15 protein-coding genes are annotated in these 15,851 nt (G+C 68.4%); 4 read left to right on the forward strand and 11 right to left on the reverse strand.

Features of this window, described 5'->3' with window-relative positions:
• From CFB47_RS26880 to CFB47_RS26895, 4 genes are all read right to left on the reverse strand, one after another.
• Positions 1-696: an ABC transporter permease gene (locus tag CFB47_RS26880; protein ID WP_089432493.1), complete on the reverse strand. Its 696-nt coding sequence runs from the start codon at positions 694-696 to the stop codon at positions 1-3.
• A gap of 49 nt (positions 697-745) precedes the next feature.
• Entirely contained in the window at positions 746-1,462 is a 717-nt protein-coding gene (locus tag CFB47_RS26885) for an ABC transporter permease (protein ID WP_089457953.1), read from the reverse strand.
• A 40-nt stretch (positions 1,463-1,502) separates the two neighbouring features.
• Positions 1,503-2,300 carry a transporter substrate-binding domain-containing protein gene (locus tag CFB47_RS26890; RefSeq protein ID WP_089457952.1) on the reverse strand — a complete coding sequence of 266 codons (798 nt, stop codon included), beginning with the start codon at positions 2,298-2,300 and terminating at the stop codon, positions 1,503-1,505.
• Positions 2,301-2,374: 74 nt separating this feature from the next.
• The gene (locus CFB47_RS26895; RefSeq protein ID WP_373453166.1) at positions 2,375-3,160 is read right to left on the reverse strand and encodes an ABC transporter ATP-binding protein; all 786 of its coding nucleotides are present in this window, start codon (positions 3,158-3,160) and stop codon (positions 2,375-2,377) included.
• A 259-nt stretch (positions 3,161-3,419) separates the two neighbouring features.
• On the opposite strand from CFB47_RS26895, the gene CFB47_RS26900 reads away from it, so the two are divergent.
• A complete protein-coding gene (locus CFB47_RS26900) occupies positions 3,420-4,076 on the forward strand; it encodes a TetR family transcriptional regulator C-terminal domain-containing protein (RefSeq protein WP_256941130.1) in 657 nt (218 codons plus the stop codon).
• Positions 4,077-4,167: 91 nt separating this feature from the next.
• Here CFB47_RS26900 and CFB47_RS26905 read toward each other — a convergent pair whose 3' ends face one another.
• The 7 genes from CFB47_RS26905 to CFB47_RS26935 form a co-directional block, all read right to left on the reverse strand.
• Entirely contained in the window at positions 4,168-5,769 is a 1,602-nt protein-coding gene (locus CFB47_RS26905) for a 5-guanidino-2-oxopentanoate decarboxylase (protein WP_089462840.1), read from the reverse strand.
• 58 nt (positions 5,770-5,827) lie between these two features.
• On the reverse strand, positions 5,828-6,466 hold the full coding sequence (locus tag CFB47_RS26910) for a MarC family protein (protein WP_089462841.1): 639 nt from the start codon (positions 6,464-6,466) through the stop codon (positions 5,828-5,830).
• Between the two features lie 64 nt (positions 6,467-6,530).
• Positions 6,531-7,259, reverse strand: a complete 729-nt coding sequence (locus CFB47_RS26915) for an NAD(P)H-dependent oxidoreductase (RefSeq protein WP_089462842.1) — start codon at positions 7,257-7,259, stop codon at positions 6,531-6,533.
• Positions 7,260-7,300: 41 nt separating this feature from the next.
• Positions 7,301-8,095, reverse strand: coding sequence for an ABC transporter permease (locus CFB47_RS26920; RefSeq protein WP_089427802.1), 795 nt, complete (start codon positions 8,093-8,095; stop codon positions 7,301-7,303).
• Between the two features lie 20 nt (positions 8,096-8,115).
• Positions 8,116-8,991, reverse strand: a complete 876-nt coding sequence (locus CFB47_RS26925; protein WP_089457947.1) for an ABC transporter permease — start codon at positions 8,989-8,991, stop codon at positions 8,116-8,118.
• Between the two features lie 25 nt (positions 8,992-9,016).
• A complete protein-coding gene (locus tag CFB47_RS26930) occupies positions 9,017-10,126 on the reverse strand; it encodes an ABC transporter substrate-binding protein (protein ID WP_089462843.1) in 1,110 nt (369 codons plus the stop codon).
• 114 nt (positions 10,127-10,240) lie between these two features.
• On the reverse strand, positions 10,241-11,407 hold the full coding sequence (locus CFB47_RS26935) for an ABC transporter ATP-binding protein (protein WP_089462844.1): 1,167 nt from the start codon (positions 11,405-11,407) through the stop codon (positions 10,241-10,243).
• Between the two features lie 145 nt (positions 11,408-11,552).
• Between CFB47_RS26935 and CFB47_RS26940 the strand changes: the two genes are divergently transcribed.
• Genes CFB47_RS26940 through CFB47_RS26950 form a run of 3 tightly spaced genes read left to right on the forward strand, consistent with a single transcriptional unit; the run spans position 11,553 to position 15,690 of the window.
• Positions 11,553-12,341, forward strand: coding sequence for an enoyl-CoA hydratase/isomerase family protein (locus tag CFB47_RS26940; RefSeq protein ID WP_089462845.1), 789 nt, complete (start codon positions 11,553-11,555; stop codon positions 12,339-12,341).
• A gap of 3 nt (positions 12,342-12,344) precedes the next feature.
• A complete protein-coding gene (locus tag CFB47_RS26945) occupies positions 12,345-13,502 on the forward strand; it encodes an acyl-CoA dehydrogenase family protein (RefSeq protein ID WP_089427807.1) in 1,158 nt (385 codons plus the stop codon).
• 52 nt (positions 13,503-13,554) lie between these two features.
• Positions 13,555-15,690: an acetate--CoA ligase family protein gene (locus tag CFB47_RS26950; protein ID WP_089462846.1), complete on the forward strand. Its 2,136-nt coding sequence runs from the start codon at positions 13,555-13,557 to the stop codon at positions 15,688-15,690.
• Positions 15,691-15,851 lie beyond the last annotated feature (161 nt).

Consider the following 15,851-nt stretch of genomic DNA (forward strand, 5'->3'; position numbering starts at 1 on the left):
TCAACGCGGCATGCGTACCGGCACACGCCGCTCGAGCCGGCCGAACGCGCGTTCGATCACGAATGCGAGCACGACATAGATCACGGCGATCGCCAGCAGCGGCTCGTAGGTCCGCAGCGTCTGCGCGCGTATGTAGTTCGCGGCGCCGAGCACGTCCATCACGGCGACCGTCGACGCGAGCGCGGTCGATTTCAGCAGCATCACCGTCTCGCCCGCGAGCGTTGGCAACAGGATCTGGATCGCGCGCGGCAGCCACACGCGCCGCGCGATCATCGACGGGCGCATCCCCATCGCGCGCGCCGCCTCGATCTCGCCCTTCGGTACGCCGCGCAGGCCCGCGCGCAGCACCTCGCCGACATACGCGCCGACGCTGATCACCAGCGCGAACGCGACATACCAGAAGCCGTCGCGCAGGAACGGCCACAGCACGCTGTCGCGCAGCGCGGGCCAGCCGGCGAACAGCGAGCCGACGCCGTAGTAGATCAGGTAGATCTGCACGAGCAGCGGCGTGCCGCGTATCACTTCGGTGAACGCCTTGCTGACGCGCGCGACCACCGGGTTGCCCGACAGCCGCGCGAACGCGACGACGATCGCGAGCGCGAAGCCGAACACGGCCGAGATGACGAGCAGCTTGACGGTGGTCAGCACGCCGAGCAGCAGCAGCGATCCGTAGGAAGACAGTACGCTCAGATCCATGAGGTTGATCCGGTTCGGTCAGACAATGCGTGAGAAGACCCGGCGCGGCTCACGATGCCGGCATCCAGCGGCCGAAACGCCGCTCGATCTCGCGGAACAGCATGCCGGACAGCGACGTGATCGCGAAGTACACGGCCGCGACCATCAGGTAGTAGTGCATGTACTCGCGCGTCGACCCGGCTGCCTGCTTCGCGGTGTAGAGCAGCTCGCTGTAGCCGACCACGCTGATCAGCGCACTGTCTTTCACGAGGATCAGCCACAGGTTCGTGAAACCGGCCAGCGCATACGGCGCCATCGCCGGCAGCGTCACGCGGCGGAACACGAGCGACGGTGGCGCGCCGAATGCGCGCGCCGCCTCGATCTGCCCATACGGGATCGCGAGAATCGCACCGCGGATGATCTCGGCCGCATACGCACCCTGCACGATGCCGAGCACGATCACGGCCGCCGCGAAGCCGTTGACCGCGACCGGCCCGGCGCCGATCGCCGTCATCAGCAGGTTGATCGCGTCGGTGCCCGCGTAATAGAGCAGCAGGATCAGCAGCAGCTCGGGCACCGCGCGGCACAGCGTCGTGTAGCCCTGCGCGAGCCGCTCCAGCATGCGCACGCCGGACAGCTTCGCGGCCGCACCCAGCAGCCCGAGCACGATCCCGGCAACGAACGCGCCGAGCGAAATCTCGAGCGTCACGCCCGCGCCCTGCAAGAGCGCGACGCCCCAGCCTTCCGGGTCCATGCCCAGGTAGCTCACCCATCCCCAACCGTCCATGCCGCCTCCTCGTCCGTGCGTGACGCCCGTGTGCGCTCGCTCAGTGCGGCCAGAGGTCGATCGGGAAATACTTCTTCGCGATCTGGGCGTACTTGCCCGACGCATGCAGTTGCTCGAGCGCCTGGTCCATCTGCTGCTTGAGCGGTGCATCGGCCTTGCGCATCCCCGCGCCGACCCCGTAGCCGAAGATCGCCGGGTCCATCTTCACGCTGCCGGGGCCCTTCAGCTCGAACGCGGACCCATCCTTCGACTTCAGGAAATCGAGGATGCCGAGCTGGTCGAGATAGATCGTGTCGATGCGGCCGGCGACGAGGTCGGCGTTGCAATCGTCCTGCGTGTTGTACAGGCGCACCGTCGCGGTCTTGCCGTAGGCCATCTTGATGAACTCGGCGTTCGCGGTCGAGCCCTGCACGCCGATCACCTTGCCCTTCAGCCCGTCCGGCGTCAGCGTGAGCTTCTGGTTCTTCGCGCCGACGAAGGTGCCCGGCGTCTCGTAGTACGGCCGCGAGAACGCGATCACCTTCTGGCGCTCCGGCGTGATCGACATCGAGTTGAAGATCACGTCGATCTTGTCGCTGAGCAGCGCCGGGATGATGCCGTCCCACGCAACTTCCTTGATCTCGCACTTCGCCTTCATCTGGTCGCACAGCGCGCGGATCAGGTCGGCCTCGAAGCCGCTCCACTGACCCGTCGGGCTCTTCATCAGGAACGGCGGATACGGCTCGGCGGCGACCCCGAAGCGCAGCACGCCCGACGAAGCGTGCGCGGAACCGAACGGCGCGAGCGCCGCGAGGACGAGACTCAACAGGCACAGCAGACTGCGTACGACACGTTTCATGGTCGGACTCCTTGCGGGAAAGATAGGGATCGGGGCAGCCGGCCGCGCGGGCACGCACGGGTCGCCCCCACGGTTCAGTGGCGTTGCCGATGCGCGTTGACGAACTGGCGGCAGCGTTCGCTTTGCGGCGCGTCGAAGATCTCGGCCGGCGAACCGCTCTCCTCGACCCGCCCTTCGTGCAGGAACAGCACCTTGTTCGACACGTCGCGCGCGAACGCCATTTCGTGCGTGACGAGAATCATCGTGCGGCCTTCGCACGCGAGATCGCGAATCACCTTCAGCACTTCGCCGACGCGTTCGGGATCGAGCGCGGACGTCGGCTCGTCGAACAGCATCACCCTGGGCCGCATCGCCAGCGCGCGCGCAATCGCGACGCGCTGCTGCTGGCCGCCGGACAGGAACGCGGGATAGACGTTGCGCTTGTCGGCAAGGCCGACGCGTTCGAGCAGCTGCTCGGCGCGCGCGATCGCTTCGGCGCGCGGTTCGCGCAGCACGTGCACGGGCATCTCGATCACGTTCTCGAGCACCGTGCGGTGCGCCCACAGGTTGAAGCTCTGGAACACCATCCCGAGCCGCGTGCGAATGCGTTCGACCTGGCGCGGATCGGTCGGCACCGTGCGACCCTTGCGGTCGACCTTCAGGCCGATCTCCTCGCCATCGACCACGATGCGTCCGCGGGTCGGCGTCTCCAGCAGGTTGATGCAGCGAAGCAGCGTGCTCTTGCCCGAGCCGCTCGCGCCGATCAGCGAGATCACTTCGCCTTCGCGCGCGCTCAGCGACACGCCCTTCAACACCTCCAGCTCGCCGAACCGCTTGTGCAGGTCCGTCACCTGCACGCGCTCTTCGACGGCCGCCTTCACGCTCTCCACCCGCGCCAACATGCTGTCTCCCGTGTCGAATTCCGATGCCCGTCCCACGCGGGATCGCGGCGTCCTGTTGAATGGCCGACCAACCTCATGCGGAGTCGAGTATAGGCGCTGTTGAACGGTGGTTCAACAGATTTCAATAATCGGGAAGCAAGGGTTTTCGCGGGTTCCACGCCGCTTTCGATGGTGTAATTGAACAAGCGTCCGACACTCCCCTATAATCGGTGCCATGACGATTCCGTAAGGTCACCCCGTGAAAAAGACTCCTGGCAGCGCACCGGTTCAGGCCCGCAGCCGCGGCATCCGCGAAACGCCCGCGGTGCGGCAGCAATCGATCATCGACGCGACGATGCGCTGCATCGCGCGCTACAGCTATTCGGAAACCACGATCGACCGCATCTGCGCGGAAGCGAAGGTGTCGCGCGGGCTGATCAACCATCACTTCCAGTCGAAAGACGAGCTGATGGCGCAGACCTACAAGCGGCTCGCGTCCGACCTGCTCGACGTGTCGCGTGCAGCGGCCGCGAACGCGACCGGCCCCGAGGACAAGCTCGACGCGATCATCAAGGTGTGTTTCGCCGCGCCGGTGTTCGCGCCGAAGAACGTGAAGGTGTGGCTCGGCTTCTGGAGCGTCGCGCACAGCGACCCGGTGATCCGCAAGGCGCACAAGGAGCTGTATGCGGGCTACCGGCAAGCCCTGAAGAAACTGTTCGACCAGATCGCGGAAGTACGCGGCGGCACCGTCGACAGCGATCTCGCCGCACTGACGCTGACGGCCGTGATCGACGGGTTCTGGCTCGAGCTCGCGCGCGACCCGACGTCCTTTACCGCGGAAGACGCGCTGACGAGCTGCCTGCGCGTCGTCGATACGTTCCTGCCGCCGCCGAAGACGGCCCGCAAGCGCGCGTAACGCGGCGCGCCACCGGCGACATGACGCTTTATCGCCGCCGGCAACCCGGCGGCGCAGCCGGCGGCCTCGCATCGCGAGGCCGTTCGCGTTTTCAGCGCGCGCGAATCTCGATCAGATACGGCGCGTCATGCGCCGCCGCCTCGCCGAGCGCCCCGGCCAGCGACGCGCCCTCCTCGACCCGCTGCGCGCCCCATCCATACGCCCGCGCGATCGCGACGAAATCCGGCGTATGCAGATCCACGCCGACCGGCTCGACCCCGCCGTCGACCATCGCACGCTTGATTTCGCCGTAACCGCCGTTGTTCAGCAGCACGACGATCACGCGCGCCCGATGCTGCACCGCGGTGCCGAGCTCCGCGAGCGTGTACTGGAATCCGCCATCGCCGGCGACGCAGACCACCGGCCGCGACGCATCGCCGAGGCTCGCGCCGACGGCCGCCGGCAGCCCGTAGCCGAGCGAGCCGAACCCGACCGACGCGTTGAACCAGCTGCGCGGGCGCGGCGCCGCGAAGCCGACGTTGCCCGCGTAGACGATGCGCGTCGAATCCCCGACGATCGCCGCATCGGGCAGCGCGTCGCGCACGCTGTCGAGCAGCGCGAGATCGCGGCGCATTTCGTCGTTCAGTTCCTGTCGCGCCGCCGCACGGCACTTCGTCGCGCGTTCGACGCCGCCGCGCTCCGCACGGGCGAGCGCGTCGCCGGGCCACACGCGCCGCAGCGCGCGCAGGGTTTCGCCGACGTCGCCGAGCAACGGCAGCGCGGGCACCGCATTGCGGCACAGCTGCTGGGGATCGATATCGATCCGCACGAGCGGCGCGGGCATCGAGAAACTGCGCGTCGCATACAGGTCGTAATCGGTCGGTCCGAGCTCGGTGCCGAGCGCGACGATCAGGTCGCTGTCGCGCATCAGGGCGCGCACCGCGTCGCTCGACGCCGACCACGCGATGCCGAGCGGATGCGCGGGCGGCAGCACGCCACGCCCGTTGATCGTCATCACGACCGGCGCATCGAGTGCTTCGGCGAGCCACCGTACGTCGTCGGAGGCGTCGAGCGCGCCGCCGCCCGCCAGGATCAGCGGTGCGCGCGCGGCAGCCGCTTTCGCGCGCAATGCGTCGATGCCGTCGGCCGACGCGGGGCCGGGCGCGACGCGCGGTGGCACAGCCGGCACGGGCGGCAATGTGTCGGCCGGCGCCGCGAGCACGTCGAGCGGGATCTGGAGGTGCACCGGGCGCGGCCGGCCGCCCGAGAACACCGCGAACGCGCGCGCGATCGCCTGCGGCAATGCGTCGGCGCGCGGCACCGTATAGCTGAACGCGGCAACGTTCCCGGCGAATGCGTGCTGGTCCGGCAGTTCGTGCAGATGGCCGTTGCCCGAGCCGATATCGCCGGACGCATTGACGCTCGAGATCACCAGCATCGGAATCGAATCCGCATACGCCTGCGCCATCGACGTCGCGATGTTCGTCATCCCGGGGCCGGTGATCACGAAGCACACGCCGGGCTTGCCGGTCGCGCGCGCATAGCCGTCCGCCATGAAGCCGAGACCCTGCTCGTGGCGCGCGCTCACGTGACGCAGCGTGCTGCCGGCCAGGCCGCGATACAGCTCGATCGTATGCACGCCGGGAATGCCGAACACCGTATCGACGCCGTAGGCGGCGAGCAGGTCGACGAGATACATGCCTACTGTTTTCATGTCTTTTCCAACGTTCAAGATAGGTTTCTGAATCGCGTACCGGCCGGCGCGGCCACCGTCAATGCGCGAGCCCCGGCAACAATTCGCGCACACCCTGCGCGAGCATCTGGAACGCGATCGCGGTCAGCACGATCCCCGACAGCCGCTCGACGAGCGTCCTGCCGATCTCGCCGAGCCGCCGGCACCACGACGCCGAGCACGCATACGTGAGCCCGATCACGCCCGCATGCAGCACGCAGGCCGCGCTCAGCGCGAGCAGGTCGGACGGTGTATGAAAGCGCGTCGCGGTCGTGATCACGAGCGACATCACCGCGCTGCCGATCGACAGCGGGAAGATCAGCGGCACCGCGATGTAGTTGCGCCACTGCGCATATTCGAGCCGCCGCTCCCCGCCGCTGCGTTCGTCGTTGGCCGTGCCGCGCATCATCGGAATCGACCACAGGCACAGCACGAGGCCGCCCGTCAGCGTCAGCGCACCGAGCGTGAGGCCGAGCATGCGCAGCAGGAACTGCCCGCCCCAGACCGCGCCGACCATCAGCGCCGCGATCCACGCGAACAGCCTGAACGCGATCTGCCGCTGCGTCACGTCGGGAAAATGCCCGGTGACGGCCGCGTACATCGGGATCGCGACCGGCGGGCAGAACAGCGTCAGCAGGCCGGTCAGGAACAGTAGCAGGTCGCTCGACGTCAGGGTCATTGCTCGAACTCTCAAGCGGTCGGATGGTTGAGACGCGTATCGGCATCGTGGCCGGGTGTCGCGATCAGTCCTGCGCGGCTTCCTGCGGCGCGCGCTCGCGCGGCCGCATGTCGCCGTCGAAATCGTCGAGCGTCGGGAACGCCATCGGTTCGAGCCGGTCGAGCCGCGCCAGGTAGTCGCCGTACCGGTCGAGCACGGCCGCGCGCTCGGCATCGCCGATATACGGCACGTGATAGCCAACGAACGACGGCAGCACGTCGAAGCCCGCGTAGCCGAGCGTGCCGCGCAGCACGTGGCGCAGCATCAGGTCCATGTCGCCATGCACACCATCCGCGCCGAACATGTAGTCGCGGCCGCCACACGTGTAGGCAAGCAGCGCGCGCTTGCCGCGCATCCCGCCGCGATCGTAGAAGCGCACGCCGCCGTACACCTTGCCCGACACGAGCACACGGTCGATCCAGCCCTTCATGATCGCCGGCACCGAGCACCAGAACAGCGGGAAGCTCAGGATCAGCACGTCGCACGCCAACAGCTTGTCGAGTTCTGCGGCGATGTCCGGCGCGATCGCGTGCGCGGCGACGTTCTCGCGCTGCTCCAGCGCGTAGACGAGGTAGTCGGGGTTCTTGCGCACGCCGAAATCGGCCGCGCTCGCCACCGGATTCCACTGCATCGCGTACAGGTCGGACACCGTCACGGTGTGCCCCTGCGCCTCGAGCGTACTCACTGCGCGGTGCAGCATCGACGTGGTGAACGACTGCGGTTCGGGATGGGCGTGGACGATCAGGACTTTCATGATGCGATTTTTCTCCGCAACGTAACGTTGAAGGGTGGAACTCACACGGCCCCGGCCGCGCGCTTGCGCAGCAGCGACAGGCCGATCGCGACGCAGGTCGCGACGAGCAGCAGCGTGGACACCGACGCGATCGCCGGGTCGACGTTCTCGCGCATCCCGTCCCACATGCGGCGCGGCAGCGTGTACACGCTCCGGCTCGAGATGAACAGCGTGACGACCAGCTCGTCCCACGACAGGATGAACGCGAACACCGCCGCGGACAGCACCCCCGGCCGGATCGACGGCAGGATCACGTAGCGCAGCGTCTGCGCGAGGTTCGCGCCGAGGCTGCGCGACGCCTGTTCGATCCGCAGGCCGACCGTCGCGAGCGACGCAGACACGGCCACCACGACGTAAGGCACCGACAGCACGACGTGCGACAGGATCACGGCCGGCAGGCTGTCGAGCATCCCGAGCTCGCCCCACAGCCGATAAAACGCGAGCGCCGACACGATCGGCGGAACGATCAGCGGAAACAGGATCACGCCGCGCACGAACTCGCCGCGCCGCGACGCGACCTTCCACAGCCCGATCGCGCACAGCGTGCCGAGCGTGACCGAAATCGCCGACGACGCCAGCGCGATCAGCCCGCTTTGCAGGAAGCTCGACACCCAGCCGTCGTCGTCGAGCAGCACGCCGTAGTGCCGCAACGACAGCGCGCCGTCCGGCATCGACAGGTAGTCGCTCGGCGTCAGCGAGACGGGCACCGACACGAGCAGCGGCAGCATCAGGAACAGGATCGCGGCCCACGCGACCCCGACCACCAGCGCGCGCCCTGCGGTCATTCGGTTCTTCATCGGTTCGTCCTCCGTTCGAATCAGCGCGCGCCGAACAGCTCGCGCAGGTCGACGAAACGCGCGAGCAACGCGAGCGCCGCCAGGATCGACGCCAGCAGCAGCGACGCGAGCGCCGCCCCGCTGCCCCAGTTCACGAGCTGCAGGATCTGCGTGCTGATGTACTCGGCGATCATCACCGTGCGGCCGCCGCCGAGAATCACCGGCGTCACGTAGAAACCGAGCGAGAAGATGAACACGAGGATCGCCGCGCCGACGATGCCCGGCCGCGTCTGCGGGAAATACACCTTGCGGAACGTGACGAACGCGCCCGCGCCGAGCCCCTGCGACGCACGCGCGAGCTGCGGGTCGATGCCCTTCATGTTCGCGTACAGCGGCAGCACCGCATACGGAATCATGAAGTGGATCATCCCGATCACGACGCCGATCTCGTTGCGCATCAGCGGCAGCGGCGCATCGATCAGCCCGACGCGCATCAGCAGCGTGTTGACGAGCCCCTGCTCGCCGAGCAGGAACAGCCACGAGAACGCACGCACCAGCACCGACGCCCAGAACGGCACGAGCAACCCGAACATCAGCGCCATCCGCTGACGCGGGCCGACGTGCGCCATCGCATAGGCGATCGCGTAGCCGAGCGCGACCGAAAACACCGTGGTGACCGCGCACACGCGCAGCGTCGTCCACAGCACGCGGTGCACGCCGTGGTTCTCCAGCAGCCGCGCGTAGTTCTGCAGGCCGGGCGCCGGCACCGTGAAGCCGAGCCACAGCACGCGCACGAGCGGAACCACGTACAGCACGATCAGCACCGCGAGCAGCGGCACGACGAGCAGCCAGTAGCGGTCGGCCTTCGCGCGGCCGAGCGGGACGGTGCCCGCGGCGGGAGGAGACAGGGTAGTCATGGCGTCACGCTCACGAGACGGCGGATCAGGACGACATCAGGTCGGTGTACTGCGCGAGCGTCGCTTCGTAATGCTGCGCCCACCATTCGGGATTCACCTTGCACTGCTTCGCCCAGTTCTCCGGCGTGCCGGGATTGTCGGCGCGTAGCGCCTGCGGCACCGCCGCCGTCGCGGCCGGCGTCACCGGCCCGTTGCCGAGCAGGGACAGCAGGCGCACCTGCGGCTCGACACCCTGCACGAACTTGATGAACTGCCACACGGCGTCGCCCGACGGGTTGTTCTTCGGCACGCCCCACACGTCGCACGACGCGAGCCCCTGCTCCCACGTATAGCGGAACCGGCCGTTGCGCTCGCGCTGGATCACGTTCGCGCGCGTATGCCAGATGCACGCCATGCTGACTTCGCCGTTGCGCAGCAGTTGCAGGCTGTCCGCGCCCGAATCCCACAGCAGCACGTTCGAGCGCAGCTCCTTGAGTTTTTTCAGCGCGCGCGGCACATCGATCGGATAAACCTTGTCCTTGTCGACGCCGTCGGCCATCAGCGCGGCTTCGAGCGCGCCGCCCATCCACTTCCACAGCCCGCGCTTGCCCGGAAACTTGCCGACGTTCCAGAAATCGGCCCAGTTCTTCGGCGGATTCGCGCCGAACTTGCGCGCGTCGTAGACGAGCACGTAGCTCAGCAGGTACGACGGCACGCCGAAATCCGACGCGAGCCCCGGCAGCGCGTTGCGGCCCACGACCGAGTAGTCGATCGGCCGCAGGAAGCCCTGCTTGCCGAGCTTGATCGCCGCGAAGCCGTCGAGGTCCATCACGTCCCAGATCACGTTCCGGTTCTCGACCATCGCCTTGATCTTGCCGTCCTCCGGCGACGAGTCGTAACCCATCTTGATGCCGCTCGCCTTCGTGAACGGGTCCATGTATGCGGAGCGGAACGCCGAACGTGCTTCGCCGCCCCATGCGCTCAGCACGATTTCCTTCGGGTTCGATGCCAGCGCGTCCTTCGCGCCGAGCGACAGCAGCGTCGGCGCGATGCCTGCGGCCGCGCACAGCCGCAGGAAATCGCGGCGGCGTTGCGAGGTCACGGGTTGAAGGTCGCGTGCTTGGTCGAGCAGATCCTGCAGATGGCGGTTCGTCATGGTGTCTCCTCCAGGCTGAACAGCGCCCGCACGCATCTCGGCGTTGTCGGGCACGGGGAATCGGCCGGCGACGACGGCAGCCGCCGCGTCGCGCGGGATGCAGCGTTCGCCGCGTCAGTCGGCCGCGATCCGGCAGGTCGCGTCGCGCTCCCACTGCACGAACACGTCCATGCCGGTGCGCGGCGACGCGAGCCCTCGCCACGCGGGCACGTCCGCCGTCATGCAGCCGAGCGCCGACGTCTCGATCTCGAAGCGGTACGACGAACCGAAATAGCTCCAATGACGGATGCGGCCGGCCACTTCGTTGTACGCGCCGCCGCACGACGTCGCGGACACGGCGACCTTCTCGGGACGCAGCGCGAACAGCAGCGTGTCGTCGGCTCGTGCGTCGCACGCGGGCGCGACGAACCGTGTATCGCCGACGCGATAGTGCGTGGTGTCCGCATCGCCGCCGACTGCGACGCCTTCGATGAAGTTGCTCTTGCCGAGGAAATCCGCGACGAAGCGGTTGGCCGGCTGCTCGTACAGCCCGTCCGGCGTGCCGATCTGCTCGAGCCGGCCGTCGCGCATGATCGCGATCCGGTCCGACATCGACAGCGCTTCCTCCTGGTCGTGCGTGACGAACAGGAACGTCGCCCCGAGCCGTTCGTGCAGCGCCTTCAGTTCGACCTGCACCTCGCCGCGCAGCTTGCGGTCGAGCGCGCCGAGCGGTTCGTCGAGCAGCACGAGATCGGGATCGAACACCAGCGCGCGCGCAATCGCGACGCGTTGCTGCTGGCCGCCCGACAACTGGCGCGGCAGCCGATCCGCAAGATGGCCGAGCCGCACGAGATCGAGCGCGGCCTTCACGCGCTTCACCGCGTCGGGCCCCTTCTGCTTGCGCACCATCAGCGGATACGCGACGTTCTGTTCGACCGTCATGTGCGGAAACAGCGCATAGCCCTGGAACACCATCCCGAAGTTGCGCTTCTCCGGCGGCAACGCGACGATGCTGCGGCCGCCCACGCGCAAGTCGCCGGTGGTCGGATGCTCGAAGCCCGCGACGATCGTCAGCAGCGTCGTCTTGCCGGAACCCGACGGCCCGAGGATCGTCAGGAATTCGCCGCGCGGAATCTCGATCGACGTTTCCCGCAACGCATGCACGCTGCCGTAGCGCTTCGACACGCGATCGATCTGCAGGCCTGCGCCGCTCGCGATGCGCTCCGCCGATGCGGTGCGTGCCGCATGCGCCCCGGCCCTTCCTTCCTCCACACCTGCCGACGTCTCCATCACCGCGCTCATCGTGTGTCTCCTGGTCGACTCACAATTGGGTTGAACGTTCATTTAACAGAACTTATACTATGCCGAAATGCGGTCCGCAAGTAGCGGCGACCCTTGCCGGCTCTGACACACCCCGACACACAACAACCAGGAGACAGTGATCAGCATGAGCATCGAGGACATCCGAATTGAACGGCACGACGGCGTCGTGACCCTTCGACTGAATCGCCCGGCGAAGCGCAATTCGCTCGCGCGGCCGCATCTCGACTTTCTTCGCGAGACGCTCGACGCGCTCGCGAACGATCCGGCGGTACGCTGCGTCGTGCTGACCGGCACCGGCAGCGCATTCTGCGCGGGCGCGGACGTCGACGAGTGGGCCGAGGCCGAGCGCAACGGCGAACTCGACACCTACGGGTGGACCGAACGCGCGCACCGTTTCGTGCAGGCGCTCGCCGCGTTTCCGCGCCCCACCGTCGCCGCGTTGAACGGTTCGACGGTCGGCGCGGGCACCGACATCGGCTTCGCGTGCGACTTCCGCATTGCGAGCACGGCCGCGACGCTGCGCTGCGGGTATACGGGCATGGGCTACAGCCCCGACATGGGCGGAAGCTGGTTCCTGCCGCGCCTTGCGCGCCCCGACGTCGCGCGCCGCTTCATCTTCCTGAACGAACGCTGGAACGCGCAGGATGCGCTCGCGGCCGGACTGGTCTCCGAAGTCGTCGACGCCGACGCGTTCGCGGAGCACGTCGCCGCGTTCGCCGCGCGGCTCGCGCAAGGGCCGAGCGTCGCGTTCGGCCATACCAAGGCGCTGCTCGCGCAGTCGCTCACGCATACCCTTGCCGAGCAACTGCGCGGCGAGTTGGCGGCCGGCGTCGCTTGCGGTCACAGCGAGGACGGCCAGGAAGCGCTTCGCGCGTCGGTCGAAGGTCGCGCCCCCCATTTTGTCGGGAGATGATTGATGGATTTTTCGCTGACCCAAGAGCAGGACATGCTGGTGACGTCGCTGCGTCAGTTCGTCGAGAAGGAACTCCAGCCCCATGAATTCGCAGTCGATCGCGCGGACGACGTACCGGCCGAACTCGCCGATTCGATCCGCCGCAAATCGCTCGAGCTCGGCTTCTACGCGTTCAACATGCCCGAGAGCGCGGGCGGCCCGGGCCTCGACTACGTGACGCAGGCGCTGGTGGAGCGCGAGCTCGGCCGCACGAGCTGGGCGCTGCACGTGTTCGTCGCGCGTCCCAGCAAGATCCTGATGGCCTGCAAGGGCGACCAGATCGAGCGCTACCTGAAGCCGGCCGTGCGCGGCGAGCGCGTCGACTGCTTCGCGCTGACCGAACCGGGCGCGGGCTCCGACGCGATGGGCATCCGCACGCGCGCGGTGCGCGACGGCGACGACTACGTGATCAACGGCAGCAAGCATTTCATCAGCCACGCGGATACGGCCGACTTCGTGATCCTGTTCGCCGTCACCGGCGAGGAGGAAGTGCGCGGCCAGAAGCGCAAGCGCGTGACCTGCTTCCTGATCGACAAGGACACGCCGGGCATGACCGTGCGGCGCGGCCCGCACTGCACGAGCCTGCGCGGCTACCACCAGTCGGAGATCTTCCTGTCCGACTGCCGCGTGAGCGCCGCGCAGATCCTCGGCGAAGAGCATCGCGGCTTCGAGCTTGCGAACGACTGGCTCACCGCCGGCCGCGTGATGGTCGCCGCGAACAACATCGGCCGCGCGCAGCGCGCGTTCGAGATGGCCGCCGAATGGGCCGCGACGCGCCATCAGTTCGGCAAGCGCATCGGCGATTTCCAGGGCACGTCGTTCAAGCTCGCCGACATGCAGACCGAGATTCGCGCGGCCGAACTCGTCACGCTCTATACCGCGCAGAAGCTCGACCAGGGCACGATGACCGACGGCGACGCCGCGCTCGCGAAGCTGCTGGCCACCGAGACGCTCGGCCGCGTGACCGATCACGCGGTGCAGATCTACGGCGGGATGGGGTTGATGGACGAACTGCCGATCGAGCGCTTCTGGCGCGATGCGCGCATCGAGCGTATCTGGGAAGGCACGTCCGAGATCCAGCGCCACATCCTGTCCAAGGAAATCCTCCGACGCTACAGCTGACGCGAATCGTCGCGCCGGCGCGCAAGCCGGCGCGCGTTCCGAAAGGACCATCATGACCTCTTCCCCCGAAGTCAGGGATCGCCGTGCCGTTGCCGCGGCCAACCTGCGGCGGCTGCTCGAGCCGGCCCGCATCGCGTTCGTCGGCGGGCGCGGCATCGCGGGCGCCGTACAGCGCTGTCGCCACCACGGCTATGCCGGCGACATCTGGCTCGTCAATCCGAATCATGCCGAGATCGACGGCGTGCGCTGCCATGCCAGCGTCGCCGACCTGCCCGCCGCGCCCGATGCCGTGTTCGTCGCGGTTCCCGCGCGGCAGGCGATCGACGTCGTGCGCGCGCTCGCCGAGCGCGGCGCCGGCGGCGCGATCGTGTACGCGTCGGGTTTCTCCGAAACCGGGGCCGACGGCGCCGCGCTGCAGCAGGCGCTCGTCGACGCCGCCGGCGACATGGCCGTGCTCGGGCCCAACTGCTATGGGTTGATCAACGGCCTGAACGGCAGCGCGCTGTGGCCGGTCGCGCACGGCGCGCCGCGCGTCGAGTCGGGCGTCGCGGTGATCACGCAAAGCGGCAACCTCGCGTACAACCTGTCGATGAGCGCACGCTCGGTGCCGTTCGCGTACCTGGCGAGCGTCGGCAACCAGGCGTCGGTCGACATCGCGCGCCTCGTCGATGCCTTCGTCGACGATCCGCGCATCCGCGCGATCGGCGTGCATCTCGAAGGATTGAAGGACGTGCGCGCGTTCAGCGAGGCCGCCGCCCGCGCCCTCGCGCGCGGCGTGCCTATCGTCGCGCTGAAGAGCGGGACCTCGGCGCTCGGCGCGCAGCTCGCGATCAGCCACACGAGTTCGCTCGCGGGCTCGGACGCGCTGTACGACGCACTGTTCCGGCGGCTCGGCGTGATCCGCGTGAAGGACCCGGTCGGCCTCGTCGAAACGCTGAAGCTGCTCGCGATCGCCGGTGTGCCCGAGCGCCGCACGCTTGCCGCGCTGGCGACGTCCGGCGGCGATGCGGGGCTCGTCGCCGATCTCGGCGAAGTGCGCGGCATCGCGTTCCCGCCGGTCGGCGACGCTGGGCGCCACGCGCTCGGCAACGTGCTGCCCGCCTATGCGACGATCGCGAACCCGCTCGATTTCACGACGACACCGTGGGGCGACGCCGACAAGATGCGCGCGTGCTGCGACGCGCTGCTCGCCGACCGGCCCGGCGCGGCCGCGATGATCCTTGACTATCCGCAGGAAGCGACCGGTGAACGGCCGCTGTGCGACATCGCGGCAAACGCGTTCGCGGCCTCCGCGCGCCAGCACGGCGTGGTCGGCGCGGTCATCTCGGTGTTTCCGGACCTCACGCCGCCCGATCACGCCGCACGCATGGCCGCGGCCGGCATCGCGCCGCTGCAGGGGCTCGCCGACGGGATCGACGCAATCGGCGCGGCGATGACCTACGGCGAGACGCGCCGTCGCGTGCTCGACGCCGATGCGCTGAACGCGCTGCCGGTTCTGCGGGCCGGCAACGGCGGCGGCAATCACGGCGCCACGACGCTGCACGACGAATGGGCGAGCAAGCGGATGCTGGCCGCGCACGGGCTCGACGTACCGGCAGCGGAATGCGTCGCGCCCGCCGATGCGGCGGCCGCCGCGCAGCGGCTCGGGTTTCCGGTCTGCGTGAAAGTGGTCAGCGATCGCCTGCCGCACAAGACCGAGGCCGGCGCGGTCGTGCTGAAGCTCGCGTCGCCCGACGCCGTCGCCGCCGCCGTCGAGCGAATGACCGAACAGGTCGCGCACTACGCGCCGGACGTGCGCGTCGAGCGCATCCTCGTCGAGAAGATGGCCGACGCGCCGCTGCTCGAACTGATCGTCGGCGTGAAGCGCGAGCCGAATTTCGGTCTTGCGCTCGTGCTCGGCGCCGGCGGCGTGCTGGTCGAGCTGATCCGCGACACCGCGACGCTCCTGCTGCCGGTGCGTGAAAGCGACGTGCGCGACGCGCTGCTCGGGCTGAAGCTCGGCCCGTTGCTGACCGGCTATCGCGGACGGCCGAAGGCCGATCTCGATACGGTGGTGGCGAACGTGATGGCGATCGCACGCTTCGCGCAGGCACACGCCGACACGCTCGTCGAACTCGACGTCAATCCGCTGTTGGTGATGGAACGCGGCGCGGTGGCCGTCGATGCGCTGGTGAGGCTCGACGCCTGACACCCGCCGGCCCGCTCATGTATCGCCCGGGCGGGCCGGTGGCAACCGTGCGCGGGTCTTCGCCGCAGTGCGTTCGATGACGCTCGCCGGGCGTGCCGTCCGTGCTCACGCCATCGTCGCCGCGCACATCGCGCAGCGCGGCGACGACGCCACCCTTCAAC

Origin of the sequence: Burkholderia sp. AU27893 (genome assembly GCF_002223205.1) — a bacterium.
In the GTDB taxonomy this organism is placed as follows: Bacteria; Pseudomonadota; Gammaproteobacteria; order Burkholderiales; family Burkholderiaceae; genus Burkholderia.

Coding starts and splice junctions, on each gene's coding strand:
- CFB47_RS26945 (WP_089427807.1), top strand. CDS start 12,345: ATGGATTTTTCGCTGACCCAAGAGCAGGACATGCTGGTGACGTCGCTG.
- CFB47_RS26915 (WP_089462842.1), bottom strand. CDS start 7,259: ATGAAAGTCCTGATCGTCCACGCCCATCCCGAACCGCAGTCGTTCACC.
- CFB47_RS26905 (WP_089462840.1), bottom strand. CDS start 5,769: ATGAAAACAGTAGGCATGTATCTCGTCGACCTGCTCGCCGCCTACGGC.
- CFB47_RS26930 (WP_089462843.1), bottom strand. CDS start 10,126: ATGACGAACCGCCATCTGCAGGATCTGCTCGACCAAGCACGCGACCTT.
- CFB47_RS26950 (WP_089462846.1), top strand. CDS start 13,555: ATGACCTCTTCCCCCGAAGTCAGGGATCGCCGTGCCGTTGCCGCGGCC.
- CFB47_RS26880 (WP_089432493.1), bottom strand. CDS start 696: ATGGATCTGAGCGTACTGTCTTCCTACGGATCGCTGCTGCTGCTCGGC.
- CFB47_RS26885 (WP_089457953.1), bottom strand. CDS start 1,462: ATGGACGGTTGGGGATGGGTGAGCTACCTGGGCATGGACCCGGAAGGC.
- CFB47_RS26910 (WP_089462841.1), bottom strand. CDS start 6,466: ATGACCCTGACGTCGAGCGACCTGCTACTGTTCCTGACCGGCCTGCTG.
- CFB47_RS26935 (WP_089462844.1), bottom strand. CDS start 11,407: ATGAGCGCGGTGATGGAGACGTCGGCAGGTGTGGAGGAAGGAAGGGCC.
- CFB47_RS26940 (WP_089462845.1), top strand. CDS start 11,553: ATGAGCATCGAGGACATCCGAATTGAACGGCACGACGGCGTCGTGACC.
- CFB47_RS26925 (WP_089457947.1), bottom strand. CDS start 8,991: ATGACTACCCTGTCTCCTCCCGCCGCGGGCACCGTCCCGCTCGGCCGC.
- CFB47_RS26890 (WP_089457952.1), bottom strand. CDS start 2,300: ATGAAACGTGTCGTACGCAGTCTGCTGTGCCTGTTGAGTCTCGTCCTC.
- CFB47_RS26920 (WP_089427802.1), bottom strand. CDS start 8,095: ATGAAGAACCGAATGACCGCAGGGCGCGCGCTGGTGGTCGGGGTCGCG.